The sequence below is a fragment of the Hansschlegelia zhihuaiae genome (assembly GCF_004103825.1).
GTDB classification, from domain to species: domain Bacteria; phylum Pseudomonadota; class Alphaproteobacteria; order Rhizobiales; family Methylopilaceae; genus Methylopila; species Methylopila zhihuaiae.
In genome coordinates this window covers 311-26,064 of record NZ_RYFI01000010.1, presented here as the reverse complement: position 1 = coordinate 26,064, position 25,754 = coordinate 311, and the positions used below count along the sequence as shown (strand labels likewise).

Here is a 25,754-nt window from a genome sequence, read left to right as displayed (position 1 = left end):
CGAGGACCCCCGAAATGACCGCACAAGTCGGCCGCATCACCCAGGTCATCGGCGCCGTCGTCGACGTCCAGTTCGACGGGCACCTGCCTGAGATCCTGAACGCCCTTGAGACCAAGAACAACGACGTCCGCCTCGTCCTCGAGGTCGCCCAGCATCTCGGCGAATCGACCGTTCGCGCGATCGCCATGGACTCGACCGAGGGCCTGAGGCGCGGCCAGGAGGTCAAGGACACCGGCCAGCCGATCCTGGTCCCGGTCGGCGACGCCACGCTCGGCCGCATCATGAACGTCATCGGCGAGCCGATCGACGAAGGCGCGCCGGTCAAGGGCGAGGCCGAGCGGCCGATCCATGCGCCGGCCCCGTCCTACGCCGACCAGGCGACCGAGACCGAGATCCTCGTCACCGGCATCAAGGTCGTTGACCTGCTCGCGCCCTACGCCAAGGGCGGCAAGGTCGGCCTGTTCGGCGGCGCGGGCGTCGGCAAGACCGTGCTGATCCAGGAGCTGATCAACAACGTCGCGAAGGCCCATGGCGGCTATTCGGTGTTCGCCGGCGTCGGCGAGCGCACCCGCGAGGGCAACGACCTCTACCACGAGTTCATCGAGTCCGGCGTCAACAAGGAAGGCGGCGGCGAGGGCTCGAAATGCGCCCTCGTGTTCGGCCAGATGAACGAGCCCCCCGGCGCCCGCGCCCGCGTCGCGCTCACCGGCCTCACCGTCGCGGAGCATTTCCGCGACAAGGGCCAGGACGTGCTGTTCTTCGTCGACAACATCTTCCGCTTCACCCAGGCGGGCTCGGAAGTGTCGGCGCTGCTCGGCCGCATCCCGTCGGCGGTCGGCTATCAGCCGACGCTCGCGACCGACATGGGCGCGCTGCAGGAGCGCATCACGACGACCAACAAGGGCTCGATCACCTCGGTGCAGGCGATCTACGTGCCGGCCGACGACCTGACCGACCCCGCGCCCGCCACCTCCTTCGCGCATCTTGACGCGACGACGGTGCTGAACCGCTCGATCGCCGAGAAGGGCATCTACCCGGCGGTCGATCCGCTCGACTCGACCTCGCGCATCCTGTCGGCCAACATCATCGGCGAGGAGCACTACGCCACCGCCCGCCGCGTGCAGGAGACGCTGCAGCGCTACAAGTCGCTGCAGGACATCATCGCGATCCTGGGCATGGACGAGCTCTCGGAAGAGGACAAGCTGACGGTGTCGCGCGCCCGCAAGGTCGAGCGCTTCCTCAGCCAGCCCTTCCACGTCGCCGAGGTGTTCACCGGCTCGCCGGGCAAGTTCGTCGACCTCGCCGACACCATCAAGGGCTTCAAGGAGCTGGTCGAGGGCAAGCACGACAACCTGCCCGAGGCCGCGTTCTACATGGTCGGCACGATCGAAGAGGCCATCGAAAAGGGCAAGAAGCTCGCCGAAGAGGCGTGATCTCGACGGACTGACGCGACGTCGACGCCCCCTTCTCCCGCGTGCGGGAGAAGGCAAGGATGAGGGGGCGTCAGGACATGGCGTCTCTTTCGGAGAGACCCTCACCTCGGCCCTCTCCCGCAAGCGGGAGAGGGGGTACGCAGCGGCGGCGCTTTAGGATCTGAAGGACTTTCGATGGACACGTTCCAGTTCGAGCTCGTCTCGCCCGAAAAACTGCTGATCTCGGAAGAGGTCGAGCATGTCGTGGTGCCGGGCGCCGAGGGCGAGTTCGGCGTGCTCGCGCATCACGCGCCGCTGCTCTCGACGCTGCGGCCCGGAATCGTGAAGGTGTTCAAGACCGACGGCGGCGAGCCGGAACGTCTCTTCGTCCGCGGAGGCTTCGCGGACGTGAACCCGAAGGGGCTCACGATCCTCGCCGACGAGGCGACGCCGATGGCGGAGTTCGACGTCTCGGCGCTCGACCAGTCGATCAAGGACGCCGAGGACGACCTCGCGGACGTCGAGGGCGACGAGGCCAGGCGTCGCGCCCAGGAGAAGCTCGACCGCCTGAAGGAGTTCCGGGCGGTGGTGTCGTAAGGCGGCGGGCCGCCTTCAGACCGCGCCTCTCAGGTCGCGCGCTATCCCGTCGAGACGCCGGATCGTCTCGCGCATGTCGGTTTCCGTCGCCCGCGGATTGATGGCGCAGACCCGCAGCGCGACCCGGCCGTCGAGCCGCGTCGCGCCGACCGCGGCGTAACCCTCCTCCATCAACCTCCGCGCCGCCGCGGCGTTGATGGCGTCGGCCGTGTCCGTCGCGAGACCTTCCGGCACATAGCGGAACGCCGTGATCGCCATCCGGGCCGGCGACGCCACCAGCCAGTCCGGCGTCTCGCGCACGGCCCGCTCCGTGGCCTCGGCCAGCGCGAAGCCGTGGGCGATCGCCGCCGCCATGCCGTCGCGTCCCATCGCCTGCAAGGTCAGCCAAAGCCGGACCGCGCGTGCGGAGCGCGTGAGCTCCGGGCCAAGGTCCCAGAAATTCGGATCGGCGCCCACCGCGTCCCCGTCGCGCAGATAGTCGGCGCTGAGCGAAAAGCTCGGGGCGAGCAGGCTCGCGTCGCGTAGCAGCGCGACCCCGCAGCCATAGGTCTGGAACAGCCATTTGTGGGCGTCCCAGCTCAGGCTGTCGGCGCGGCCGACGCCCTCCAGAAGGTCGCGGTGGGCGGGCGAAAGCAGCGCCGACGCGCCATAGGCGCCGTCGACATGCATCCAGAGTCCCTCGCGCTCGCAGAGATCCGCGATCTCCGGCAGCGGATCGATGGCTCCGGTGTTGGTGGTCCCGGCCGTCGCCGCCACCACGAACGGCTTGAGCCCCGCGGCCCGGTCCTCCGCGATCACACGCGCCAGCCCCGCCACGTCCATCCGGCGCTCCCCGTCGACAGGCGCCACGCGGATCTGGCGATCCGTCAGCCCGATGATCCGGAGAGCCTTGGCGACCGAAGCGTGGGTTTCGGCGGTGACGTATGCCGTCCCTTGCGCCCTCTCGTCCTCGACGAGCATCTGGTCCCGCGCGGCCGTCAGCGCCGTGAGGTTGGCGATCGAGCCGCCGGAGACGAACAGGCCGCCGGCGCCCTCCGGCATCCCGGCCTCGCCGGCGAGCCAGCGGATCAGGCCCCGCTCGATCGCCGTCGCGCCCTCGCTCTGGCGGGCGGCGCCGAGATGCTGGTTGTGGATCGAAGCGGCGAGCTCCCCGAGCCAGGAGAGCGGCGAGGCCGGGCTCGGGATGAAGGCGAAGAAGCGCGGATGGTCGGTGTTCATGCCCGACGAAAGCGCGGCGTCGAGCCGCGCCAGGGCTTCGTCGAGCGCACGGCCCGCGGCAGGCGGCGGCGCGGCGAGCGCCGCCAGCGTTTCGGGATCAGCTTGCCGGATGACCGGGGCCTCGCCTCCCCGCTCCGCGCGCTCCAATGCTGTCTCGACGAGCCGCGCGAAGGCGGCGGCGAGCTCGTCGGGCGACGGCCCGAGCGGCGGGACGCTTCGGGTCATGGTCGGTTCGGGGTCAGGCGCCGGCGCCCGCGGGCGTCGCGCCCGCCTCGCCGCTCGTGCGCGCCCGGAACATCAGCTTGTCGACGCGTGGCCCGTCCATGTCGACCACCTCGACGATCCAGCCGCCGACGTCGATCGTGTCGCCCTCGTTCGGGATGCGGCCGAGCTCGGCGATGACGAGGCCCGCGGCGGTGTGGAACTCGCCTTGGGCGCTCTGCGGCACGTTGAACGCGAAGGTCTCGGTCACGAGGTCGAGCGAGGCGCGGCCGTCCACCATGTAGGAGCCGTCCTCCCGTCGCCGGATCTCGAGGTCCTCGGCGGTCTCGTGCTCCTCGGGCAGCGCGCCCGCGATCGCGCCGAGCACATCGTGCGACGTGACGATGCCCTCAAAGCCGCCGAACTCGTCGACCACGAAGGCGGTCGAGGACGGCTGCGACTTGAAGAGCTCCAGCAGGCTGAGCGCCGAGGCGCCCTCCGGCACATAAAGCGGATCCTTGACCTGCGAAGCGACGTCGAAGGTCCCGCCGGCGAGCACCTGCGCGAGCACGTCCTTCTTGTGCAGGATGCCGACAGGGTCGTCGACCGAGCCGTCCTTGCCCACGACGATGCGGGAAAACGGGCTTTCGGCGAGCTCGGTCTTGATGGTCTCGAGGTCGTCGGTGGCGTCGACCCAGAACACCTCGCGCCGCGGCGTCATGATTGATCGAACGGGGCGGTCCGCGAGGCCGAGCACGCCTTCGATCATGCGTTTTTCGACCGGCTCGATCGAGCCTGCCGCCACGCCCTCGGCGATGACGCTGCGGACCTCCTCCTCGGTGACGTTCGACCCGTCCTGCTCCTTGACGCCCAAAAGTCTCAGGATGAGCGCAGAGGAGGCGTTGAGCACGACCACGAAGGGGCGGCCGACGATCGCCACCAACCGAAGCGGACCCGAAACGAACGCTGCGATCGGTTCGGGATTGGCGAGCGCGATGCGCTTCGGCACGAGCTCGCCGAGGATCAGCGACATATAGCCGATGCCGAACACCACGAGGCCGCTCGCTACTGGCCCGGCATAGGTCCCGAGGCCTGTGGACGCTCTAAGCGTCTCGGCGAACGGGTCGGCGAGCGCGGATTCGCCGACCACGCCGGTCAAGATCGCGATCAGCGTGATGCCGATCTGGACGGAGGACAGGAAGCTCGACGGATCGTCCGCAAGCTTCGCCGCGCGTTCGGCGCCCTTGTCGCCCGCATCCGCCATCATCCGGAGGCGCGGCCTGCGGGCCGAGACGATCGCGAGCTCCGACAGCGCGAAGAACCCGTTCAGGAGCACGAGGCCCAGAAGAACGGCGATGTCGACGATCGGCATGAACGGTCCGGAGAGGGAGGCGGCCGCATGCGGCCGCCCGGATTGAGAAGTATAACGCCCCTGTGGGCAGCCGTCATGGCCTCGCCCGCGACCGAGGCGCGCGCCATCCTGGTGGATAAAGGCCACCGCCGGGAAATTTCCGGCAGTGGTGCGCGGTTCTACCTATCCCCAGCCGCCCACCGGCGCGCTATGTAAATGATTCGTAATCAGAACTGTCATCCAATGGACAAGTTGGGCGGGTCAAACTGACACCATGACCGATTCGATCGAGCGCCTCTACCAAGCCGTTTGCGAGGCGACCGAGGACGATCCCGCGCTCGCGCGAACCGCGCGGCTGCGGCGCGAGGGCGTTAACAAGATGGCGAAGAAGGTCGCCGAAGAGGCGGCCGAGGTCGCCATCGAGGCGGTCACGGGCGCCCGCGAGGCGCTGATCCGGGAAAGCGCCGACCTGGTCTACAATCTGGTCGTCCTGTGGTCCGCGGCCGGCGTGTCGCCCCAGGACGTCTATGACGAGATGGACCGGCGCGAACGGCTTTACGGCATCGCGCAGAAGCTACCCAAGGCCGACGTCGCGGCCTCGCCGACCCAGTCCTTCGTGCGCGGGAACAAGGCGAGGGCCGTCCGCTAGGACTTCGCGGCCGGGTCCTCGCTCAGGCCACGAAGAAATCGTCGTGGTCGATCGCCGTCCCGCGCTTCAGCGTCGCGAAATGCACGGCGTCGCGCCCGTCCTTGCCATCCTCGTCGTAGTACAGCCAGCCGTTACGCTGGTCATAGAGGATGCGGTCGCCGCGATCGACGTCGTCTTCCGCGATATTTTTGAACGCGCTCTCGGCGACGACCCGGTTCGGCCTCAAGCCGAAGAAGATGTCGGACTCGAGCTCGATCCGGTCGCCCTCCTTCCGCGAGAAGTCGGTGAGGCGGTCGACGTTCTTGGAGCCGAGCCTGTCGTCGAACACGAAGGTGTCGGCGCCGTGGTCTCCCGAAAGATAGTTCGAGGCCTTGTTGCCATCGAGCCGGTTGGCGAGCTCGTTGCCGACCAGGTCCAGCTTCTTCTTTCCGATGAGCGTCCCGTTCTCGATGTTTTCGAAGAGGAACAGGTGCTTGGACGACAGGACGGTGTCGATTCCTCCGTCGACGGCCTCGTGGATGATGTCGCCGTAATTGTCGTAGCCGTAGGTGTCGTTCCCGCCCTTGCCTTCCATCAGGTCGCTGCCGCGCTTGCCGTCGATGAAATTGGCGCCGGCGTTGCCGTAGATGAAATTGTCGCTCTTGTTCCCGATCGCGTCCTGCGGGTCGGTCCCCGAGCTCATGCTCAAGGTCTCGATGTTCTCGCTAAGCGAGTAGCTGACGGTCGCGATCACCATGTCGTTTCCGCCACCGAGCTGCTCGATGATGACGTCGTCCGCGCTCCCGACACCGTAGGTGTCGTCGCCGCCGAAGCCGGTCATCGTGTCCCGGCCTTCGCCGCCATAGAGATTGTCGGAATAGTCGCTGCCGATGACGTTGTCGGCGCCCGGCGTTCCGAGCACCGTGAGGGCCATCCTGGCGCCGCTGGCCTGGGCCAGATTGAAGGCCGCATCCATCAGCGCGTCCGGCGAGACATTGACCGCCGAAGCCATCGAGACCTGGTTCTTCGAAAGTCCCGCCAGGTCGACGCTCATATGCGCGTAATTGACGACGTCATCCGGATTGGGGCCGGTGGAGCGCTGCCAGGCGATCGAACCGACATAGCCCGAGAAATCGTCGCGGCCGGGCGAATAGGCGATGCCCTCGCCCTCGAATGACGCGAAATAGGCCGCGGAACTGTCGCTTCCGACATAATAGCCGACCGAGCCCTCTTCGCCGGAATCCGACACGAGCATGAGCATCGGCTTCGTCTGGCCGCCCGTGAACATCCGGGTCATGTCGACGCCGAGGGCGTAGTCCAGGGTGACCACGAACTGGAAGATCATGACGTCCCTCGGGGGCACAGTGCGAGGCGGGGCCGCGGGGACGGTAGCGCAGACCATAGAGCGCGCCCATCGGTAGAACTACGTGCCGGAATGCCCGCGACGAACCGTGCCGCCGCGAAGCGCGCTCTCAACTAGCAGCGCGAGAAACTCATCGGCAGAGTGTAGCTTTTCGTCCCGACGGTCACCTCCGCCGGCATCGCCGGAAACGATCCGGACGCGCGTCTGACGGCCGCTTCAGCCGCGCTCGCGACCGGACCGCCCGACGCCGAGACCGACAACAGGCCGCCGCTGCGACTGATCCTGAACGAGACGACGGCTCGTCCGTTAACGCCCGGCACGCAACGCTGCTGAGCCGCTATGAGGCCTCTGATCCGTCGATCGTAAGCCGCGGCGGCGGCGCGGGCCGCGCCGGCGTTCTGCGATGCGCCGCCTCTGCCGCCCGCTTGGGTCGCGGCGGTCGCCGGCGACGGCCGCTCCGCCGGTTTCTCGGCCTCGCGGCGCGGCGGCGCGGGCCGCGTGACCTGACGCTTCGGGGTCTCGCGCTTCGGCTCAGGCTTCTTGGCGACAGGCTTTGGAGCGGGCTTCGGCTTCTCGGGCTCCTCCTCGCGGGCAACCACGGTCTCCTGCGGCGGCAGAGTCACGACCGCGTCGACGTCCGGCGGAGTGGTCACGGCGTCGGGCGGCGTCTCGACCTCGGCCGTTTCGGTCTGCTCCACGGGCTCGGCCTCGTCGGTCGGATCGACCGGCTGCGTCTCGTCCGGGACCTCGGTCGCGACCGTCTCGCTGTCCGGCGGCGGCGGGGTCTCGGAGTCGTCGATCTCCTGAAGTTCCTGCGGCTCTGCGGTCTGCTCTTCGGTCTCTTCGGGCTTGACGTTCGGCGCTTCGTCCGGGCGCGCCTCCGAAGTCGCGTTCGCGCCTGCCTCGTCCATCTGCGCGGCGCCGGTGGGCGGCGGCATCATGTCGAGCTCGAGCGGAACCTGCGATTCGAAGCCGATTGGCTCCGGGGAGCGGTTCAGGTAGAGGAACAGCCCGGCGTGCAGCACGAGCGCGAACGCCCCGCCGACGATCCATCCGACGACGTTGTGGGGCTCGCGGCGCTCGCGAAGGCTGAGAGCGTCAACGGCCGCCATCGCCGCCGGCGGTTTCGAGCGCGACCAGCGCGACCTTCAGATAGCCGGCGCGGCGCAGGTCGTTCATCACCTCGGTCAGATCGCCATAGGCGACCTTCTTGTCGGCGCGCAGAAAGATGCGCTGTTCGCGATCGCCCTTGGTGACGCTTTCGAGGGTCTGGGCCAAGGCGTGCCGGTCAATCGTGCGGGAACCGATTGACAGCTTCAGGTCCTGCTGGATCGTCAGATAGACAGGGCGGTCTGGGCGCGGCTGAGGCTTGGCGGTCGAGGCCGGCAGGTCGACGCCGACGTCGACGGTCGCGAGCGGGGCCGCGACCATGAAGATGATCAGCAGCACCAGGATCACGTCGATGAACGGCGTGACGTTGATCTCGTGGGTCTCGACGAGGTCGTCGCCGCCCGAATGGTCGAGCCGTGCGGCCATGAGGAGCTACTCCGCGGCGCGGCGACGCGCCATCGGGGCCGCCGTCTCGCGGTCGAGGTCGCGGCTGACGATCCGCAGAACGGCCGCCGAGGCGTCGGCCAGCATCGCCCGGTGGCCGGCGATCTGCCGCGCGAAGAAATTGTAGATCACCACCGCCGGGATCGCGGCCACGAGACCGATCGCGGTGGCGAGCAGCGCCTCCGCGATGCCGGGCGCGACCACGGCGAGATTGGTGGTCTGGGCGTTCGAGATGCCGATGAAGGAGTTCATGATGCCCCACACTGTGCCGAACAGGCCGACGAAGGGCGCGGTCGCGCCGATGGTGGCGAGCAGGCCGGTGCCGATGGTGAGCTTGCGGGCCGCATGGGCCTCGAGACGCGACAGATGCGAGGCGACGCGCTCCTTCACGCCTTCGGGCGACAGCGCTTCCTCGGAATAGGCGAGCTCCGCGTCGGCCGCCCGCACGAAGCCCGCGATCGGCCCCGCGCCCTTGCGGTCGCCAAGCGCGCGGCGCGCGTCGTTCAGGTTGCGAGACGCTCCGAGCACGTTCAGCCCGCGCCGGACCTTGCGGCCAGCGGCCGCGAGTTCGATCGATTTCGCGACCCAGATCGTCCAGGTCAGCAGGGAGGCGAAGGCGAGGCCGATCATCACGGCCTTCACCACCCAGTCGGCCGCCATGAACATGCCGAAGGGCGACAGGTCGTGGGGCAGCTGCGCGCCGCTGAAGGTCGGCGAGGACCTTTGTTCGGCCGTCGCCTCTCCGACTGGCGCCGGGGGCTGGGCGGGCGCCTGCTGCGCGGGAGCGGCCGGGCCGGGCGCAGGAGCCTGACCGGGCTCCGTCGCCTGCACCTCCTCCGCCGGAGGCAGGGTCTGGGCGGGCTGGGGCGCCTGGCTCTGCGCCTGTCCGGCCGGGCGCTCCTGTGCGACCGCCATCGGCGCTCCGGCGCAGGACACGGCGACCAAGGCGGCCAGCAGCGTTCGGACGACGATCATTTTGCGAACTCCACGCCCTTCACGCGTGACGACGTGGAGACCATCGACAGGCAATCCTCGGCGCCGCCGCAGGCGGTGACGTCGTTCAGCAGCACGCGGCTCAAGCCGTCGCAGGGCGTGTCGGACGCGTCGAACAGCTTCACCGAGGTCTTCGACGCACGCACCGGGCCGGCCTCGACCGCGAGACGGCGCGAGATCACGCCGTCCTTGTCGAAGAAGACAAGATCAAGCTTCAGGCTGTCCATCGCCTTGTCGCCCGGATTGGCCACCACCAGCGAGACCCGGCAGGACTGGTCGCGCGCCTCGAGCCGGTTCAGCTCGATCGACACGCCGGAGGCCGCGGCGGCCGGAAGAGGCGCCGAGAGCGTCGCGGCCGACGCGGCCACGAGCGCAAACCGCCGGGCGCGCGTGAGATCATAAGGCTGCAACGACCTTACCTCCATTCAGGCACATCGGATGGACAAGAGGCGAATAGGCTCCCGCAGCTTGGACTTCAAGGGTGAGCGGGCCAATTGATAATTGCTCTAACTTGAAGGCGCGGGGCTCGGTTTTTGATAAGAGCATCGTAAGAGTCGTCTGGCGGCGACGCTCGATTTCGCGAGCTCGGCGGCGCGGCGCCCCCGGCCCGCCGCGGCTTTTTCTCACTCGGCGCGGAAAAAAATGACCGAACGGTTCGGTCAATCCTTGATCATGGTCGCGACTGGCGCTAAATCGTTGACCGAACGGTTCGGTCAATCCGCATTCGGTGACCTAACCGGGCCGCAACGCCGATCTGCGAGAAACAAGACGGCGAAGCGGTCGGAGCGACGAAAGCCGCGCTCGATCCCAGCGATGAGGCTCGCCATGGCGAAGGCCCAGCAGAGCATGGTTCAGGACGCGCCGCGTCCACGGCTCGTCGGCGACGCCTCGCCGGAGGCGCGCCGCGAGGCGCCGCGGCAACCCGAGACCTCGCCGGCCGAGGCGCCGGCCCCGAAGTCGTCTGAACCGAAGGCCAAGGGCCGCGCCGGCGCGCTCAGGAAGATCCTGCTCGGCGCCGCGGCCGCCGCCGCGATCGCGGCGGGCGGCTGGTACGGCTACGACTGGTGGACGGACGGCCGCTTCCTAATCACGACCGACGACGCCTATGTGGGCGCGGACATGGCCGTGATGGCCCCCAAGGTTTCGGGCTACGTGGCCGCCGTGCCGACGGCCCAGAACGCGCGCGTCAAGGCCGGCGACCCGCTCGTCGTGCTCGACGACGGCGATTATCGCCTCGCGCTGGAAGCTGCCGACGGCAAGATCGCGACCCAACAGGCCGCGGTGGCGCGCTTCGACAGCCAGATCGCGGCCGCAGACGCCCAACTGCTGCAGGCGGAGGCCCAGGTCGACAGCGCGAACGCCGACGCAGGCCGCGCCTCGGCGGATTTCGACCGTGCGCAAGCGCTCGCGAAGTCGAGCTACGGGTCCAAGCAGGCGCTCGACCAGGCGCGCGCCGACATGCAGCGGACGGCGGCCTCGGTCGAGGCCGCCAAAGCGGGCGTAACGGCCGCCGAGGCCAACCGCGCGGTGCTGATCGCCCAGAAGGCGGAGGCCGAGCGGACCTTGGCCGAGCTTCGCACCGCGCGCGCCCAGCGCCGCCGCGACCTCGACGCGACAGTCATCCGCGCGCCCTTCGACGGCGTGGTGGGCAACAAGTCCGTTCAGGAGGGCGACTACGTCACGCCCGGCAAGCGCGTGATGGCGGTGGTGCCGCTCGACCGCGTCTATGTCGACGCGAACTTCAAAGAGACCCAGCTCGCCGACGTCGCCCCGGGCTCCAAGGTCAGGCTCTCGGTCGACGCCTATCCGGAGCACGATGTGACGGGCGTGGTGGACAGCCTCGCGCCGGCCTCCGGCGCCCAGTTCAGCCTGCTGCCGCCCGAGAACGCGACCGGCAACTTCACCAAGATCGTGCAGCGCGTGCCGGTGCGCGTGCGGGTCGATCCGGCCGACGTCGCGAAGGGGCGGCTGCGGCCGGGACTTTCGGTGATCGCCTCGGTCGACACCCGCACGAGCCCCAAACCCGAATCCGGCGCCGTGACCGAGCGGCGCTGACCAGATCCCCGCGTCCGGATTTCCGAAGATGAGCGACGGCGCATCAAGCGACCGATCGACCGCCGACCTGGTTCGCGTCCCCCCGCGGCCGGCGGCCGGCTCCTCCTCCGGGCTTCCGGACGCGGGGAGCCGCGGCGGACCCCCGGCTCCCCCGGAGCCCGAGGTCACGCCGCGGCGCCTCATCGCGTTCTTCGCGCTGGTCTTCGGGATGTTCATGGCGATCCTGGACATCCAGATCGTGTCGTCCTCGCTGTCCGAGATCCAGGCCGGCCTGTCGGCGAGCCCCGACGAGATCTCCTGGGTCCAGACCAGCTATCTGATCGCCGAAGTGATCATGATCCCGCTTTCGGGCTATCTCGCCCGGGCGATGTCGACGCGCGTGCTGTTCTCGATCTCGGCCGCCGGCTTCACCGCCGCGAGCGTGCTCTGCGCGACCGCCACCACCTTGCCCGAGATGATCACCTACCGAGCGCTGCAAGGCTTCATCGGCGGCGGCATGATCCCGACGGCTTTCGCGGCCGCCTACACGATCTTCCCGCGCCGCCTGCAGCCCGCCATCATGGCGCTGGTCGGCCTGACCGTGACGCTCGCCCCCACCATCGGCCCGACGGTGGGCGGTTATCTCACCGAGCTGCTCTCCTGGCACTGGCTGTTCCTGATCAATGTCGTGCCCGGCGCCGCCGCGACGCTGATCGCCTGGACCATGGTCGACTTCGACCAGCCCGACTGGAGCCTCCTGAAGCGTCTCGACCTCGCGGCGCTGCTGGGCCTCGCGGTGTTCCTCGGGCCGCTCGAATATGTGCTCGAGGAGGGGTCGCGGGACGACTGGTTCCAGGACGACACGATCCGGTTCCTGACGGTCGCCAGCGTCTTCGGCGCGGCGCTGTTCTTCTGGCGCTGCTTCACGGCCCGCGAGCCGCTGGTGGATCTGCGCGCCTATCAGAACCGCAATTTCGCGGTCGGCTCGGCGCTCACCTTCACGATGGGCATCGGCCTCTACGGCATGACCTATCTCTACCCGGTCTTCCTCGGCCGGGTGCGAGGCTATGACAGCCTGCAGATCGGCGAGACGGTGTTCGTCTCCGGGCTTTTCATGTTCCTGACGGCGCCCGTCGTCGGCATCCTGTCGCGCAAGATGGACCCGCGCTACCTGATCGCCGCGGGCTTCCTCGGCTTTGCGTTGTCCTGCATCGACCTCAGCTACATCACCAAGGACTGGGCGTTCTGGGAGCTGTTCGCGCCGCAGGCGCTGCGCGGCGTTTCGCTGATGATGTGCATGGTGCCGATCAACGTCGTGTCGCTCGCCACCTTGCCGCCCGACAAGCTCAAGAACGCCAGCGGCCTGTTCAACCTGATGCGCAACCTTGGCGGCGCCTTCGGCCTCGCCTTCATCAACACCTTCCTGAACGAGCGGCAGGATATCCACATGCTGCATCTGCGCGAGCACGTGACCTGGGGCCGGCAGGTCGCGGAGGAGCGGCTCGCCGGGATGACGCAGACCTTGTCGGACCGGCTCGGCTCTGACGCCGAGCTCGGCGCGGTGAAGCAGCTTTCCAACAACGTCCGCCAGCAGGGACTGGTGCTGTCCTTCGGCGACCTGTTCTGGGCGCTGACGATCCTGTTTGCGGTGATCGTCGTGCTGGTTCCGCTGGTGCGGCGGCCAACGCCCGGCGCCGCGGCCACGCCGGCGCACTAGCCCCTCTGCACGCCATCCCGAATGAAGGGGTGCAGCTGCGGGATGATGGCCGCCACCACGTGAAGCCGACCCGAGATCACCCCGCGCACGGCTATCATTTCATCGGCGATCGCCTGCAATTTGTGCGCGGGCCCTTGCACCAGAACCGTCTCCAAGGTCCGGTTCTCCGTGAGATGGACGTGGAACGAGGCGATGACCTCGTCGATATGGGCGCGCTGTAGGTCGCCGAGCCGCTGCTCCACGCCGGTCGAAAGCTGGCCGTAGAACAGGGTGATGGAGCCCACCATCACCTCCTCGCCGAGCTCGGTGCGGTCATCGACGAGCGCGCGGTGCAGGGTCTCGGCTACGGCCTGCGACCGGCTTGCGAATTTCCGGCGCGCCGTCATTGCGTCGATGTCGCGCACCAGCGCCGCCGGCAAGGACAGGCTGACGCGATCGAGAGCGTCGCGACGCCCGTCCGCCGCCGCCCCGCGTGAGCCTCTCCCCCGTCCCTCCGCCATCGCCCCCTCCGCTGGCACGCCCCGTGCATGACTCTCGTTATTACGAATATCGGAATTCGTAATAACTGGCGAGAGGACATCGCATGGGTTCGCTGGGAAAACTCATTCGCGCCGCGGCGCTCGCGCTTCTGGCGGTCGGGGCGGTCGCGTCGCCGGGACGGGCCGCCGACGGGCCCCTGCGCGTCGGCTACAGCGACTGGCCGGGCTGGGTGGCGTGGCAGGTCGCGATCGACAAGGGTTGGTTCAAAGAAGCGGGCGTCGACGTCCAGTTCGAATGGTTCGACTATTCGGCCTCGATGGAGGCGTTCGGCGCCGGCAAGATCGACGCCGTCACCGTCACCAATGGCGACGCGTTGGTGATGGGCGCGAACGGGTCGAAGAGCGTGATGATCATGCTCACCGACTATTCCAACGGCAACGACATCATCGTCGGCAAGCCGGGCCTGAAGTCGCTCGCGGACCTTAAGGGCAAGAAGGTCGGACTGGAGTCGGGCCTCGTCGAGCACCTGCTGATCCTGAACGGCCTCGAAAAGGCCGGCCTCAAGGAGACCGACGTCGAGATCGTCAACGTCAAGACCAACGAGACCCCGCAGGTCTTCGGAACCCCGGACGTTTCGGCGATCGGCGCCTGGCAGCCGATCGCGGGCGCCGCGATGCGCGCCGCTCCGGGGTCGCGGCCGCTCTACACCTCGGCCGACCAGCCGGGATTGATCTACGACGTGGTGACGGTCTCGCCGACGAGCCTCGCGGCCCGCAAGCAGGACTGGGCCAAGTTCGTGAAGGTCTGGGACAAGGTCGTGGCCTATATCTCCGACCCGAAGACCAAGGACGACGCCGTCAAGATGATGGCGAACCGCGTCGGCGTGCCGCCGGAAAGCTACGCGAAGCTCCTCAAGGGGACCCGGCTGCTCAGTCTCGCCGAGGGCGCCAAGGTCTTCGAGGACTCCGACGGCTTTGGCTCGCTCTACGGCTCGTCGCGCAACGCCGACGCGTTCAACGTGAAATACGGCGTCTACAAGGACGCGCAGGACGTGAAGTCCTATATAGAGCCGTCGATCGCGAAGGCCGCCACCGCCAAGGCCGCGGCGAAGTAAGACGTCGTGGCGGAGGCCGCGATCCCGCAGCCGGCCGGCGCGCGAAAGAGTCGGCCGGTCTCGGCCGGCTGGTTCGCGGTCGGCCGGGCGCCGAGCCCGCGCGCGCGGCTCATCCTCGGCGTGCTGAGTTTCCTGCTGCCGCTCGCGATATGGTCGGCGGTCTCCTACCTGCCCTTCCTCTGGCATCCGCTGATCGAGATCACCGATCCCGGCGACGTCGCCTATTTCGAGAAGGGGATGCGGGCGCCGGGCGACGCCTTCGCGGCCGAGGTCGAGGCCGCCAAGGCCGGCGGCCAGGCGCCGCCGCAGGGCGTCCCGGCGAACCCGGTCTATCTGCCGGCCCCGCACGAGGTCGCGGTCGCGCTGTGGAAGGCCGTGTTCCCGGCCGAGGGCGGCGGAACCTCCCTGCTCGGCGCCTTCTGGCACTCGGTCCAGATCATCTTCTGGGCCTTCCTCATCTCCTCCGCCGTCGGCGTGCCGCTCGGCGTCCTCTGCGGGGCCTACTCCTCGATCGGCCGGCTGACCGAGCCCTTCGTCGAGTTCTTCCGCTACCTGCCGGCGCCTGCCTTCGGCGCGCTCGCGGTGGCGGTGCTCGGCATCTACGACGGGCCGAAGATCGCGATCGTGGTGATCGGCACGTTCTTCCAGCAGGTGCTGATCATCGCCGCCACCACGCGCCGCGTGGAATACGCGCTGCTGGAGGCCGCCCAGACGCTCGGCGCTCGGAACCTCCGGCTGGTGCGGCGCGTCGTGGTGCCGGCGATCCTGCCGGACCTCTACAACGACCAGCGCATCCTGCTCGGCTGGGCCTGGACCTACCTGATCGTCGCCGAGCTGGTCGGCACCTCGTCGGGCATCACCTTCTTCATCACCCAGCAGGCGCGCTACCAGCATTTCGAGAATGTCTACGCCGCGATCCTGATCCTCGGCGTGGTGGGCTTCGGCTCCGACCTGCTGCTCGCCCGGCTCGGCCGCTGGCTGTTCCCCTGGAAGGCGACCAGCGCATGAGCGGGTCGCTTGCGCTTCCCGAGCAGAGCGAAGACGTCCGCGCCCGCTTCGCGCGCATCAAGGCCCGCGAGGAGATACTGCAGGTCCGCGGCCTCGTGAAGCGCGTCCCGAGCGGCTCGGGCGAACGCACCATTCTCGGCGGGATCGACCTCGTCACCCACCGGCGCGAATTCCTGTGCGTGGTCGGCCCGTCAGGCTGCGGGAAGTCGACGCTGATCCGCACCATCGCAGGCCTCGAGGAGGCGCAGGGCGGCGACATCCTGGTCACGGGCCGGCCTGTGCACGGTCCGGGACCCGACCGCGCCATGGTGTTCCAGGGCTACACGCTGTTCCCCTGGCTCAGCGTGCTGCGCAACGTCATGTTCGGCCTCGAAATGGCCGGCCTGCCCAAGGCCGAGGCCGATCGGCAGGCGCGTCAGTGGCTCACGCTGGTCGGGCTCGAGCCCTACGCCGACGCCTATCCGGCGCAACTGTCGGGCGGCATGAAGCAACGCGTCGCGATCGCCCGCGCGCTCGCGATCCAGCCGCGCATCCTGTTGATGGACGAGCCGTTCTCGGCGCTCGACGCCCGCACCCGCGCGCGCATGCAGGCCTATCTGGTCGACATCTGGCGCAAAATCGACGTCACCATCCTGTTCATCACCCATGACCTCGACGAGGCGGTGCTGCTCGCCGACCGCATCCTGGTGCTGAAGGCCAATCCCGGCGAGGTGGTGGAACTGATGGAGGTGCCGGCGCTCCGTCCGCCCGGCGGCCGGAGCCTCGACGACCCGGCGCTGGAGGCGACGCTCGCCCGGCTCGAAAGCCTGATCCACGCCCACGAACAGGCGGGCGCCGAGGACGACGAGCCCGCGCCGCCGGTGGTGAAGCTCGACAGCGTCGGCCACGGGGTCGACTGACATGCTCTGGGCGGAGCGGACCTGGGAGGAACTGCCGGGCGACCTCGCCGCCGCCGCGAACGCCGCGATCCTGCCCGTCGGGGCGACCGAGCAGCACGGGCCGCATCTCGGCGCGGGCATGGATTTCCTGCTCGCCGACCGGCTCTGCCGCGACGTCGCGGAAGCGACCGGCGTGCCGATGCTGCCGACGGTCCCCTATGGCTGCTCTCTCGGCCACAGCCGGCGCTGGCCCGGGACCATCGCGCTTGATCCCGTCCTGACGACCCGCCTGGTCGCCGCGGTCGGCGAGGGCGCCTACGCCTCGGGCGTCCGGCGGCTCTTCATCGTCAACGCGCATGTCACCAACGCCGCGCCGCTGAGGTCCGCGCTCGAGCTCCTGCGCGCCGCTCATGACGACCTGATGGTCGCGCTTCTGAACACCGCGACCCTGAGCGAGCGGGTGCGCGAGGCGCATTTCGCCGACGCCGCCGACTGGCATGCGAACGACGCCGAGACCTCGCTGATGATGGCGCTCGCGCCCGGCGTCGTCCGGCCCGACCGCCTCGCCGACGCCGACGACCCCGATCGCACGGAGGGCCTCGTCTTCGCCCACCCGGTCAACCGCACCAGCCGCAACGGGGTGACCGGAACGCCTAGCAGCGCAAGCGCCGAGAAGGGCGCGCGCCTCTTCGTCTGGATGGTCGAGGACCTCGCGGCGATCGTCCGGCGCGGCCTCGCCGAATCCCCTCCCCTGCCGCATGGCTATGACGAGCCCGCGGCGATCCCCGTGAAAGCATGAGTGCCATGGAAGCCAGCGACGACGTCAAAGCCGTGATGGACGACCTGCGCGCCCGCGGCGTGAAATACTGCATCGGGGCCTATGTCGACCTGCACGGCGCGCAGAAGGGCAAGGTCGTGCCGCTCGACCACCTGCCGCAGATGGCGGCGGGCTCCGAGCTCTACACCGGCTATGCGCTCGACGGGCTTGGCCAGAAGCCGAACGACGACGAGTTCGCCTCCGTGCCGGACCTCGACCGCTTCATCCAGCTGCCCTGGGAGCCCAAGATCGCCTGGGCGCCGGCCGACGTGACGCTGAAGGGCGAGCCCTATCCGCTCTCGACCCGCGTCGTGCTGAAGCGCGTGATGGAGGAGGCGCGGGCGCTCGGCTTCGGCTTCAACCTCGGCATCGAGTGCGAGATCTTCCTGCTGAGGAAGGAGGCCGACGGCTCGCTCTCGATCCCCGACCCCGACGACAGGCTCGTGAAGCCCTGCTACGACGTCCGCGGCTTCCTTTCCAATTTCGGCTGGGTCGACCGGATGGCCGAGACCATCCAGGCGCTCGGCTGGGACCTCTATTCCTTCGACCACGAGGACGCCAATGGCCAGTTCGAATTCGACTTCGCCTATTCGGACGCGCTGACGACCGCCGACCGCCTGACCTTCTTCCGCCTGATGGCGAAGCAATACGCCGCCGATTTCGGGCTGGTCGCGACGATGATGCCGAAGCCCTTCGCGAACCGGACGGGCAATGGCGCGCATTTCAACATGTCGTTGTCGGACGCCGAGACGGGCAAGAACCTGTTCGCCCGCGCAGCAGGCGACGACCCGCGCGGGCTCGGACTGTCGGAGACCGGCTATCACTTCATCGCCGGCGTCATCCGCCACGGAAGGGCGCTCTGCGCGGCCTTCGCACCGACCGTGAACTCCTACAAGCGCCTCACGCGCCGGGGCGCGATGGCGACTTTCTCATGGGCGCCGGTGTTCAACTCCTACGGCTCGAACAACCGCACCAACTCGATCCGCGTGCCGATGGGCGGCGGCCGCTGCGAGAGCCGCAACGCGGACGGGGCCGCGAACCCCTATCTCGCCGCGGCGCTGGCGCTCGCCGCGGGACTGGAGGGCGTGCGCGAAAGGCTCGATCCAGGCGAGCCCAACGAGGACAATCTGTACGAGATCAGCGAGGCCGAGCGGGCGCGGCGCGGCATCGAGTTCCTGCCCCAGACGCTGGCGGAGGCGGTCGACGCCTTCGAGGCCGACCCGCTGGTCGAGAAGACGCTCGGCCGAGAACTGCGAGACGCCTTCGTCGAGCTGAAGCGCGAGGAGTGGCGCGAATACCACGCGACGATCTCTCCCTGGGAGACTGAGCGTTACAGCCATTTGTTCTGAGGCCGCCGCCTCACATGTGGATGGCGCGGCCCTCGACGGCGAGCGCCGCCTCCTTGACCGCCTCCGCGAGCGTCGGATGGGCGTGGCAGGTGCGGGCGATGTCCTCGGACGACGCGCCGAACTCCATGGCCATCGCGGCCTCGGCGATCAGGTCGCCGGCGCGCGGGCCGACGATGTGGACGCCCAGCACCCGGTCGGTCCTGGCGTCGGCCAGAATCTTCACGAAGCCGTCCGTGGTCGCGTTCGCCTTGGCGCGACCATTGGCGGTGAACGGAAATTTGCCGGCTTTGTAGTCGACGCCGTCGGCCTTCAGCTCTTCCTCGGTGCGGCCGACCGAGGCGACTTCCGGGTAGGTGTAGACCACGTTGGGGATCACCCCGTAGTTCACGTGCCCGGCCTTGCCCGCCAGGATCTCGGCGATCGCGATGCCCTCGTCTTCGGCCTTGTGGGCGAGCATCGGGCCGGCGATCACATCGCCGATGGCGTAGATCCCGTCGATATTAGTCTTGAAATGGCCGTCGGTCTTCACGCGGCCGCGCTCGTCGAGCTCGACGCCGGCCTCCTTGAGGCCAAGCCCTTCCGTGTAGGGAGCGCGCCCGATCGCGACCAGCACGACGTCGGCCTCGACGGTCTCGGCGTCGCCGCCCTTGGCGGGCTCGATCGCAACCTTGAGCCGCTCGCCCGCCTTCTCCGCGCCCGTGACCTTCGAGCCGAGCTTGAACCCGATCCCCTGCTTGCCGAGGATGCGGTGGAACTGCTTGGACATCTCCGCGTCCATCCCCGGCAGGATGCGGTCGAGGAACTCGACCACCAGCACCTCCGAGCCGAGCCGCCGCCAGACCGAGCCAAGCTCCAGCCCGATCACCCCGCCGCCCACGACGACGAGCTTCTTGGGCACGGCCGGCAGCGCCAGCGCGCCCGTCGACGACACGATCTTGGTCTCGTCGATCTCGAGGCCCTTCAACCGCGCGACGTCGGAACCGGTCGCGATCACGATCGACTTGGTCTCGAGCGTGGACGTCTCGCCATTCTCGGCCGTGACCTCGACCTTGCCGGCGCCGAGGATCTTGCCCGCACCGCGATGCGCTTCGACCTTGTTCTTCTTGAGCAGGAACTCGACGCCCTTGACGTTGCCGGCGACGCCCTCGTCCTTAAACGCCATCATCTTCTTGAGGTCGAGGTCGGGCTTCGGGCCGACGATCCCCATCTTCTCGAAGGCGTGGCCCGCTTCGTCGAACAGCTCGGAGGCGTGCAACAGCGCCTTGGACGGGATGCAGCCGACGTTCAAGCAAGTTCCGCCGTGGGTCGCGCGCTTCTCCACCACGGCGACCTTGAGGCCGAGCTGCGCCGCGCGGATCGCGCAGACATAGCCGCCGGGGCCCGTGCCGATGACGACGAGATCGTAGGCCATTGCTCTCTTTCGGATTTCGTTCGAGGAGGGGCGGTGAGACGTCGAGTCAGGCGTCCGCCAGCGGGGCGTTGAAGGCCCAGACATGGCCGAACGGGTCCAGGATGCGCCCATAGCGGGCGTTCCAGAAGGTGTTTTCGGCCGGCATCACGATGACGGCGCCGGCGGCCTCGGCCTTCTCCATCGCGGCGTCGACGTCGGCGGCCGAGCCGAGATTGACGTTGATCGCGACGCTCGGGCCGCCCGCGGTCTTGGGCGACAGGACCTTGCCGTCGCCATGGTGCTCGGGGAACTCGTCGTGGATCAGCACCTCGCCGCCGAACAGGCGAACGGTCGCGTGCATCAGGCGGACCCCGTCCTGCGCCGGCACCTTCATGGAGATCTGGGCGCCGAACGCCTTCTGGTAGAAGGCGAGCGCCGCAGATCCGCCCTTGACGCAGAGGTGAGGCTGGACGGGGGGATGCTGGTCAGTGTCGGGCATCGCTCCTCACTTCGCCGACGAAACGCGGCCGCCCGCGCCCTTCGCACGTATCTGTTTCGCCTGATGCGCGACCGCGAGCCTGGTCGTCGCGAAGATGGCGAGCGCGAGGCCCAGAAACCACGGGGCGATCGTCATGAGCTCGCCCGCCATGCCCTCATCGCCCCAGAGATCGATCGCGAAGAACGCGACGATCGCCGCCATGGTGAGGCAGGCGAGGACCATCCGGCGGTCCCAGGCCCGCTTCATCGCGTCGATCTCGGCGGCGACCGCCGGCGGGTCGACGACGCTCACAGATCCATCACCAGCCGCGCCGGGTCCTCCAGGCTTTCCTTTACGCGGACGAGGAAGGTCACGGCTTCCTTGCCGTCGACGATGCGGTGGTCGTAGCTCAGCGCGAGATACATCATCGGCCTGACCTCGACCTTGCCGCCGATCGCCATCGGCCGCTCCTGGATCTTGTGCATGCCGAGGATGCCGGACTGCGGCGCGTTGAGGATCGGGGTCGACATCAGCGACCCGTAGATGCCGCCATTGGTGATCGTGAAGGTGCCGCCCTGCATCTCCTCGATGCCGAGCTTGCCGTCGCGGGCGCGGCGGCCGAAGTCCGAGATCGTCTTCTCGATGCCCGCGAGGCCCATCAGGTCGGCGTCGCGCACCACCGGCACCACGAGGCCGCGCTCGGTGCCGACCGCGATGCCGACATGGTAGTAGTTCTTGTAGACGAGGTCGGTCCCGTCGATCTCGGCGTTGACGCTCGGAATGTCCTTCAGCGCCTGGATCACCGCCTTCACGAAGAAGCCCATGAAGCCGAGCTTCACGCCGTGCTTCTTCTCGAACGTGTCCTTGTACTTGGCGCGCAGCGCCATGACCTCGGTCATGTCGACCTCGTTGAAGGTCGTGAGCATGGCCGCGGTGTTCTGGGCGTCCTTGAGGCGGCGCGCGATGGTCTGGCGCAGCTTCGTCATCCGGACGCGCTCCTCGCGCGCCGCATCGTCGGTCGCGGAGGGCGCGCGGAACTGCGGGGTCGGCGCCTGAGGCTGCGGGGCCGACGGTCGCTCAGGCGCCTTGGCCTGCCCGCCGCCCTCAGCCGCCGCCAGCATGTCGCCCTTGGTGACGCGGCCGTCCTTGCCCGTGCCCTTCACCGTGGACGGATCGATCCCGGCCTCGTCCGAGATGCGGCGCACCGAGGGCGCGAGCCCGGCGTCGGCCGGCGCGGCGCCGCCATTGGCCTTGGGCTTCGCGTCTTCCTTGGCCCTTGACTTGGTCTCGTTGGCGTCGTCCTTGATCGGCTTCGGCTCTTCGGCCTTGGCCTCCTTCTTGGCGGGCTCCTTCGGCGCCTCCTTGGCGGCCGCGCCCTCGCCGGCTTCGATCGAGCCGAGCAGCGCCCCGACCCCGACGGTCTCGCCGTCGCCGGCCTCGATCGCGCCGAGCACGCCGGCGGCGGGCGCCGGAACCTCGAGCGTGACCTTGTCGGTCTCGAGCTCGACCACGGGCTCGTCCTGCTTGACCGCCTCGCCGGGCTTCTTGAACCAGCGGCCGATTGTGGCCTCGGTGACGGACTCGCCGAGCGTCGGAACGCGGATTTCAGTGGCCATCAGATCGCCCCTCGCCCGAGGGACCTCCCCTGTTCAAGGACGCGGACGCCGGACGGCGCCGCTCGCCGCATGCACTCTAGGCGGCGCGATACGATTTTCCGACCCGGTCATAGACGATTTCGCTTGAGCCGGGTCACGCGAAATCGTGAGGTCGGCTACTCCCCCAGCGCGTCGTTCAGGAACGCCTGAAGCTGGGAGAGATGCTTGGACATCAGGCCCGTGGCGGTCGCCGCGGCCGCAGGCCGCCCGGCGTAGCGCGGCCGGCGGTGCAGCGCGCCGATCGTGTTCAGCGCCCACTCGATATAGCTCTCGACGAAGAACCAGGAGCCCATGTTCTTGGGCTCCTCCTGGCACCAGACGATCTCGGCCTGCTTGAAGCGCGACAGCTCGTTGACCGCGGCCTTCGCCGGGAACGGGTAGAGCTGCTCGACACGGAGCACGTAGACGTCGTCGACGCCGCGCTTCTCGCGCTCCTCGACCAGGTCGTAATAGACCTTGCCCGAGCACATCACGACGCGGCGGATCTGGTCGTCGGGCTTGAGCTTCACGGTCGAGCCCGGCGAGAGCTCGGCGTCGTCCCACAGCAGCCGGTGGAACGACGTGCCCTCGTCCATCATCGACATCGACGAGGTCGCCCGCTTGTGACGGAGCAGCGACTTCGGCGTCATCAGCACCAGCGGCTTGCGGAAATCCCGCACCAGCTGCCGGCGCAGGATGTGGAAGTAGTTCGCCGGCGTCGTGACGTTCGCGACCTGCATGTTGTCCTCGGCGCACATCTGCAGATAGCGCTCGAGACGGGCCGAGGAGTGCTCGGGCCCCTGGCCCTCATAGCCGTGCGGCAGCAGCATCACGAGGCCGGACATTCTGAGCCACTTGCGCTCGCCCGACGAGATGAACTGGTCGATCACCACCTGCGCGCCGTTCGCGAAGTCGCCGAACTGCGCTTCCCACAGGGTGAGGGCGTTCGGCTCGGCGAGCGTGTAGCCATATTCGAAGCCGAGCACGGCCTCTTCCGACAGCATCGAGTTGATGACCTCGAAGCGCGCCTGGTCCTCGGAGAGGTTCGAGAGCGGCGTGAAGCGCGCCTCGGTCTCCTGATCGGTCAGCACCGAGTGGCGCTGGCTGAAGGTGCCGCGCTCGACGTCCTGGCCCGAGAGCCGGACCGGCCTGCCTTCGGTCAGCAGCGACCCGAAGGCGAGCGCCTCGGCCATCGCCCAGTCGAGCCCCTCGCCGTCCTCGGCCATCTTGCGGCGGTTGTCGAGCAGGCGCTGGACCGTGCGGTGGACGTGGAAGCCCTCCGGCGCGGAGGCGATCTTGCGGCCGAGCTCCTTCAGCCGCTCGATCGGCACGCCGGTCTTGCCGCGGCGCGGGTCGTCGAGGTCGCGGGTGACCTTGATGCCCGACCAGCGGCCGTCCAGCCAGTCCGCCTTGTTGGGCTTGTAGGACTGGCCCGACTCGTACTCGGCCTCGAGCCTTTCGCGGAACGCCTGGCGCATCGCGTCGACTTCGCCCGGCTTGATCACGCCCTGGTCCTCGAGCCGCTTCGAATAGATCTCAAGCGCGGTCGGATGGCTGCGGATGAGCTTGTACATCCGCGGCTGGGTGAAGGCCGGCTCGTCGCCCTCGTTGTGGCCGAAGCGCCGATAGCAGAACATGTCGATCACGACCGGCTTGTGGAACTTCTGCCGGAACTCGGTCGCGATCTTGGCCGCGAAGGTCACGGCCTCCGGGTCGTCGCCGTTCACGTGGAAGATCGGCGCCTCGATCATCTTGGCGCTGTCGGACGGATAGGGCGAGGAGCGCGCCATGCGCGGCGCGGTCGTGAAGCCGATCTGGTTGTTGATGATGAAATGCACCGAGCCGCCGGTCTTGTGGCCGCGCAGCCCCGACAGGCCGAAGCATTCCGGGATCACGCCCTGGCCCGCGAAAGCGGCGTCGCCGTGGATCAGCAACGGCATCACCCTGGTGCGGTCGACGTCGGTGTGCTGGTCCTGCTTGGCCCGGACCTTGCCCAGCACCACCGGATCGACGATCTCGAGATGCGAGGGGTTGGCGGTCAGCGACAGGTGGACGGTGTTGCCGTCGAACTCGCGGTCCGACGACGCGCCGAGATGGTATTTGACGTCGCCCGAGCCCTCGACCTCGTCGGGGGTCCAGGAGCCGCCCTTGAACTCGTGGAAGATCGCGCGGTGCGGCTTGCCGAGCACCTGGGACAGGATGTTCAGGCGCCCGCGATGCGCCATGCCGACCACGATCTCGCGCACCCCGAGCGCGCCGCCGCGCTTGATGATCTGCTCGAGCGCCGGGACGATCGACTCGCCGCCGTCGAGGCCGAAACGCTTGGTGCCGGTGTATTTGACGTCGAGGAACTTTTCGAAGCCCTCGGCCTCGACCAGCTTGTTGAGGATCGCCTTGCGGCCCTCGGCCGTGAAGGCGACGCCCTTGTCCGGCCCCTCGATGCGCTCCTGGATCCACGCCTTCTCGGCGGGCTCGGAGATGTGCATGAACTCGACGCCGAGCGTGCCGCAATAGGTCCGCCGAAGGATCGCGAGCATCTCGCGCACGGTCGCGTATTCGAGGCCGAGCACGTAGTCGATGAAGATCTTTCGGTCCATGTCGGCTTCGGTGAAGCCGTAGGAGGCGGGGTCGAGCTCCTCGCGCTCGGGGCGGGGCTCGAGCTTCAGCGGGTCGAGATCGGCGGCGAGATGCCCGCGGATGCGGTAGGCGCGGATCATCATCAACGCGCGGGTGGAGTCCCGCGTCGCCGCCTTGATCTCGTCAGGCGTGAGCGCCTCGCCCTTCTGGGCCGCCTTGGCCTTGAGCCGGTCGCCAATGACGACCTCGCTGCGGCCCCAGTCGCCGTCGAGCGCCGAGACCAGCTCGCCATTGGCGTGGACCGGCCAGTTCGGCTTTTCCCAGGATGGTCCCTCGGCCGATTTCTCGACCGCGCCGGCCTCGTCGTCGAGCTCCTCGAAGAAGGCCCGCCAGGCGGGCTCCACGGAGGACGGGTCCCTCAGATACTGGGCCTGAAGGTCCTCGACATAGGCGGCGTTCCCGCCCCAGAGGAAGGAGGTGCGGGAAAATCCTTCGTTCGCCGCCTGGCGTGACATCGGAAAAGCCTTGAGATCGGATCGGTTGCTGGCGTTTCGCAGCGCAATATAGGCGCAGAGCGTTCGGATTTGAACGATGGAAATGAGGAAATGCCGTGGCGGTGCGGCCAGCCGCGATCACGGATCGCTGCCGTTCGTTTCAGATACGCGAGCGAAATGGCAGCGTCCGGCGAGTTGACCGGACCGGGGCAGCCTGCACGGGGGCGGATGGATTGGGGCAAGCTGTGGTTGAGGCGACGTCCGCGTCGATCGTCGAAAGTCCGCGGACGCCGCCTCGGGCCTAAGCCACGGCCGGACCATCGGCCGCCGATGGTTAACGATTGATTAACAAACGAGGGACGGGAGCCGGCGAACGCCGCCCCGTCCCCGAAGGCCCGAGGCCTCAACCCTTCAGCAGCTCGACGAGGGTTTTTCCGAGTCTGGCGGGGCTTGGCGACACCCGGACG

General features: G+C 68.5%; 22 protein-coding genes and 1 pseudogene. 10 read left to right on the top strand and 13 right to left on the bottom strand.

What is annotated here, in order from left to right:
- Positions 1-17 precede the first annotated feature (17 nt).
- Positions 18-1,433: pseudogene (atpD, locus tag EK403_RS11380) on the top strand (F0F1 ATP synthase subunit beta); the annotation flags it as partial.
- Between the two features lie 174 nt (positions 1,434-1,607).
- A complete protein-coding gene (locus EK403_RS11375) occupies positions 1,608-2,009 on the top strand; it encodes a F0F1 ATP synthase subunit epsilon (RefSeq protein WP_128777615.1) in 402 nt (133 codons plus the stop codon).
- A gap of 15 nt (positions 2,010-2,024) precedes the next feature.
- On the opposite strand, the gene EK403_RS11370 is transcribed toward EK403_RS11375, so the two are convergent.
- Positions 2,025-3,452 (bottom strand): pyridoxal phosphate-dependent decarboxylase family protein, encoded by a 1,428-nt coding sequence (locus EK403_RS11370; protein WP_128777614.1) that lies wholly within the window; start codon positions 3,450-3,452, stop codon positions 2,025-2,027.
- Positions 3,453-3,465: 13 nt separating this feature from the next.
- Positions 3,466-4,800: a hemolysin family protein gene (locus EK403_RS11365; RefSeq protein WP_128777613.1), complete on the bottom strand. Its 1,335-nt coding sequence runs from the start codon at positions 4,798-4,800 to the stop codon at positions 3,466-3,468.
- A 253-nt stretch (positions 4,801-5,053) separates the two neighbouring features.
- Between EK403_RS11365 and hisE the strand changes: the two genes are divergently transcribed.
- The gene (gene hisE, locus EK403_RS11360) at positions 5,054-5,428 is read left to right on the top strand and encodes a phosphoribosyl-ATP diphosphatase (RefSeq protein ID WP_128777612.1); all 375 of its coding nucleotides are present in this window, start codon (positions 5,054-5,056) and stop codon (positions 5,426-5,428) included.
- Positions 5,429-5,450: 22 nt separating this feature from the next.
- On the opposite strand, the gene EK403_RS11355 is transcribed toward hisE, so the two are convergent.
- From EK403_RS11355 to EK403_RS11335, 5 genes are all read right to left on the bottom strand, one after another.
- Complete coding sequence (locus EK403_RS11355; RefSeq protein ID WP_128777611.1) at positions 5,451-6,752, bottom strand: calcium-binding protein; 1,302 nt, start codon at positions 6,750-6,752, stop codon at positions 5,451-5,453.
- 131 nt (positions 6,753-6,883) lie between these two features.
- A complete protein-coding gene (locus EK403_RS11350) occupies positions 6,884-7,882 on the bottom strand; it encodes an energy transducer TonB family protein (protein ID WP_128777610.1) in 999 nt (332 codons plus the stop codon).
- Positions 7,869-8,306 carry a TonB system transport protein ExbD gene (gene exbD / locus EK403_RS11345; protein WP_128777609.1) on the bottom strand — a complete coding sequence of 146 codons (438 nt, stop codon included), beginning with the start codon at positions 8,304-8,306 and terminating at the stop codon, positions 7,869-7,871. The genes EK403_RS11350 and exbD overlap by 14 nt, the downstream gene beginning before the upstream one ends.
- Before the next feature lie 6 nt (positions 8,307-8,312).
- Entirely contained in the window at positions 8,313-9,299 is a 987-nt protein-coding gene (gene exbB, locus EK403_RS11340) for a tonB-system energizer ExbB (RefSeq protein ID WP_128777608.1), read from the bottom strand.
- Positions 9,296-9,727 (bottom strand): hypothetical protein, encoded by a 432-nt coding sequence (locus EK403_RS11335; protein ID WP_245479651.1) that lies wholly within the window; start codon positions 9,725-9,727, stop codon positions 9,296-9,298. Before EK403_RS11335 ends, exbB begins: the two co-directional genes overlap by 4 nt.
- A 415-nt stretch (positions 9,728-10,142) precedes the next feature.
- Here EK403_RS11335 and EK403_RS11330 point away from each other — a divergent pair, with 415 nt between their 5' ends.
- Positions 10,143-11,372: an HlyD family secretion protein gene (locus EK403_RS11330; protein ID WP_128777606.1), complete on the top strand. Its 1,230-nt coding sequence runs from the start codon at positions 10,143-10,145 to the stop codon at positions 11,370-11,372.
- 28 nt (positions 11,373-11,400) lie between these two features.
- Entirely contained in the window at positions 11,401-13,068 is a 1,668-nt protein-coding gene (locus tag EK403_RS11325) for a DHA2 family efflux MFS transporter permease subunit (RefSeq protein ID WP_128777605.1), read from the top strand.
- Here the strand turns inward: EK403_RS11325 and EK403_RS11320 are convergent.
- Entirely contained in the window at positions 13,065-13,472 is a 408-nt protein-coding gene (locus EK403_RS11320) for a CopG family ribbon-helix-helix protein (protein WP_245479650.1), read from the bottom strand. The genes EK403_RS11325 and EK403_RS11320 overlap by 4 nt on opposite strands.
- Before the next feature lie 179 nt (positions 13,473-13,651).
- Here EK403_RS11320 and EK403_RS11315 point away from each other — a divergent pair, with 179 nt between their 5' ends.
- The 5 genes from EK403_RS11315 to glnT are packed head-to-tail and all read left to right on the top strand — an operon-like array spanning position 13,652 to position 18,714.
- Positions 13,652-14,662, top strand: a complete 1,011-nt coding sequence (locus EK403_RS11315; RefSeq protein ID WP_128777603.1) for an ABC transporter substrate-binding protein — start codon at positions 13,652-13,654, stop codon at positions 14,660-14,662.
- Between the two features lie 6 nt (positions 14,663-14,668).
- Complete coding sequence (locus EK403_RS11310) at positions 14,669-15,670, top strand: ABC transporter permease (protein WP_128777602.1); 1,002 nt, start codon at positions 14,669-14,671, stop codon at positions 15,668-15,670.
- Entirely contained in the window at positions 15,667-16,569 is a 903-nt protein-coding gene (locus tag EK403_RS11305) for an ABC transporter ATP-binding protein (RefSeq protein WP_128777601.1), read from the top strand. Before EK403_RS11310 ends, EK403_RS11305 begins: the two co-directional genes overlap by 4 nt.
- Position 16,570: 1 nt before the next feature.
- Positions 16,571-17,347: a creatininase family protein gene (locus EK403_RS11300; protein ID WP_128777600.1), complete on the top strand. Its 777-nt coding sequence runs from the start codon at positions 16,571-16,573 to the stop codon at positions 17,345-17,347.
- Positions 17,348-17,352: 5 nt separating this feature from the next.
- Entirely contained in the window at positions 17,353-18,714 is a 1,362-nt protein-coding gene (glnT, locus tag EK403_RS11295) for a type III glutamate--ammonia ligase (protein ID WP_128777599.1), read from the top strand.
- Positions 18,715-18,724: 10 nt separating this feature from the next.
- Here glnT and lpdA read toward each other — a convergent pair whose 3' ends face one another.
- The 5 genes from lpdA to EK403_RS11270 all read right to left on the bottom strand — a co-directional run bounded on the left by lpdA (position 18,725) and on the right by EK403_RS11270 (position 25,308).
- The gene (lpdA, locus tag EK403_RS11290) at positions 18,725-20,125 is read right to left on the bottom strand and encodes a dihydrolipoyl dehydrogenase (RefSeq protein WP_128777598.1); all 1,401 of its coding nucleotides are present in this window, start codon (positions 20,123-20,125) and stop codon (positions 18,725-18,727) included.
- A 46-nt stretch (positions 20,126-20,171) separates the two neighbouring features.
- A complete protein-coding gene (locus tag EK403_RS11285; RefSeq protein ID WP_128777597.1) occupies positions 20,172-20,603 on the bottom strand; it encodes a VOC family protein in 432 nt (143 codons plus the stop codon).
- A gap of 6 nt (positions 20,604-20,609) precedes the next feature.
- Positions 20,610-20,894 (bottom strand): hypothetical protein, encoded by a 285-nt coding sequence (locus tag EK403_RS11280; protein ID WP_128777596.1) that lies wholly within the window; start codon positions 20,892-20,894, stop codon positions 20,610-20,612.
- The gene (odhB, locus tag EK403_RS11275) at positions 20,891-22,198 is read right to left on the bottom strand and encodes a 2-oxoglutarate dehydrogenase complex dihydrolipoyllysine-residue succinyltransferase (protein WP_128777595.1); all 1,308 of its coding nucleotides are present in this window, start codon (positions 22,196-22,198) and stop codon (positions 20,891-20,893) included. Before odhB ends, EK403_RS11280 begins: the two co-directional genes overlap by 4 nt.
- Before the next feature lie 155 nt (positions 22,199-22,353).
- Positions 22,354-25,308, bottom strand: coding sequence for a 2-oxoglutarate dehydrogenase E1 component (locus tag EK403_RS11270; protein ID WP_128777594.1), 2,955 nt, complete (start codon positions 25,306-25,308; stop codon positions 22,354-22,356).
- Positions 25,309-25,754: the final 446 nt, after the last annotated feature.

What these genes read in the sequence shown, in the direction of transcription:
- EK403_RS11375 (WP_128777615.1), top strand. Translation starts at nt 1,608, where the DNA reads ATGGACACGTTCCAGTTCGAGCTCGTCTCGCCCGAAAAACTGCTGATC.
- EK403_RS11370 (WP_128777614.1), bottom strand. Translation starts at nt 3,452, where the DNA reads ATGACCCGAAGCGTCCCGCCGCTCGGGCCGTCGCCCGACGAGCTCGCC.
- EK403_RS11315 (WP_128777603.1), top strand. Translation starts at nt 13,652, where the DNA reads ATGGGTTCGCTGGGAAAACTCATTCGCGCCGCGGCGCTCGCGCTTCTG.
- EK403_RS11305 (WP_128777601.1), top strand. Translation starts at nt 15,667, where the DNA reads ATGAGCGGGTCGCTTGCGCTTCCCGAGCAGAGCGAAGACGTCCGCGCC.
- EK403_RS11350 (WP_128777610.1), bottom strand. Translation starts at nt 7,882, where the DNA reads ATGGCGGCCGTTGACGCTCTCAGCCTTCGCGAGCGCCGCGAGCCCCAC.
- EK403_RS11365 (WP_128777613.1), bottom strand. Translation starts at nt 4,800, where the DNA reads ATGCCGATCGTCGACATCGCCGTTCTTCTGGGCCTCGTGCTCCTGAAC.
- EK403_RS11330 (WP_128777606.1), top strand. Translation starts at nt 10,143, where the DNA reads ATGGCGAAGGCCCAGCAGAGCATGGTTCAGGACGCGCCGCGTCCACGG.
- exbB (WP_128777608.1), bottom strand. Translation starts at nt 9,299, where the DNA reads ATGATCGTCGTCCGAACGCTGCTGGCCGCCTTGGTCGCCGTGTCCTGC.
- lpdA (WP_128777598.1), bottom strand. Translation starts at nt 20,125, where the DNA reads ATGGCCTACGATCTCGTCGTCATCGGCACGGGCCCCGGCGGCTATGTC.
- glnT (WP_128777599.1), top strand. Translation starts at nt 17,353, where the DNA reads ATGGAAGCCAGCGACGACGTCAAAGCCGTGATGGACGACCTGCGCGCC.
- odhB (WP_128777595.1), bottom strand. Translation starts at nt 22,198, where the DNA reads ATGGCCACTGAAATCCGCGTTCCGACGCTCGGCGAGTCCGTCACCGAG.
- EK403_RS11325 (WP_128777605.1), top strand. Translation starts at nt 11,401, where the DNA reads ATGAGCGACGGCGCATCAAGCGACCGATCGACCGCCGACCTGGTTCGC.
- EK403_RS11285 (WP_128777597.1), bottom strand. Translation starts at nt 20,603, where the DNA reads ATGCCCGACACTGACCAGCATCCCCCCGTCCAGCCTCACCTCTGCGTC.
- hisE (WP_128777612.1), top strand. Translation starts at nt 5,054, where the DNA reads ATGACCGATTCGATCGAGCGCCTCTACCAAGCCGTTTGCGAGGCGACC.
- exbD (WP_128777609.1), bottom strand. Translation starts at nt 8,306, where the DNA reads ATGGCCGCACGGCTCGACCATTCGGGCGGCGACGACCTCGTCGAGACC.
- EK403_RS11355 (WP_128777611.1), bottom strand. Translation starts at nt 6,752, where the DNA reads ATGATCTTCCAGTTCGTGGTCACCCTGGACTACGCCCTCGGCGTCGAC.
- EK403_RS11300 (WP_128777600.1), top strand. Translation starts at nt 16,571, where the DNA reads ATGCTCTGGGCGGAGCGGACCTGGGAGGAACTGCCGGGCGACCTCGCC.
- EK403_RS11270 (WP_128777594.1), bottom strand. Translation starts at nt 25,308, where the DNA reads ATGTCACGCCAGGCGGCGAACGAAGGATTTTCCCGCACCTCCTTCCTC.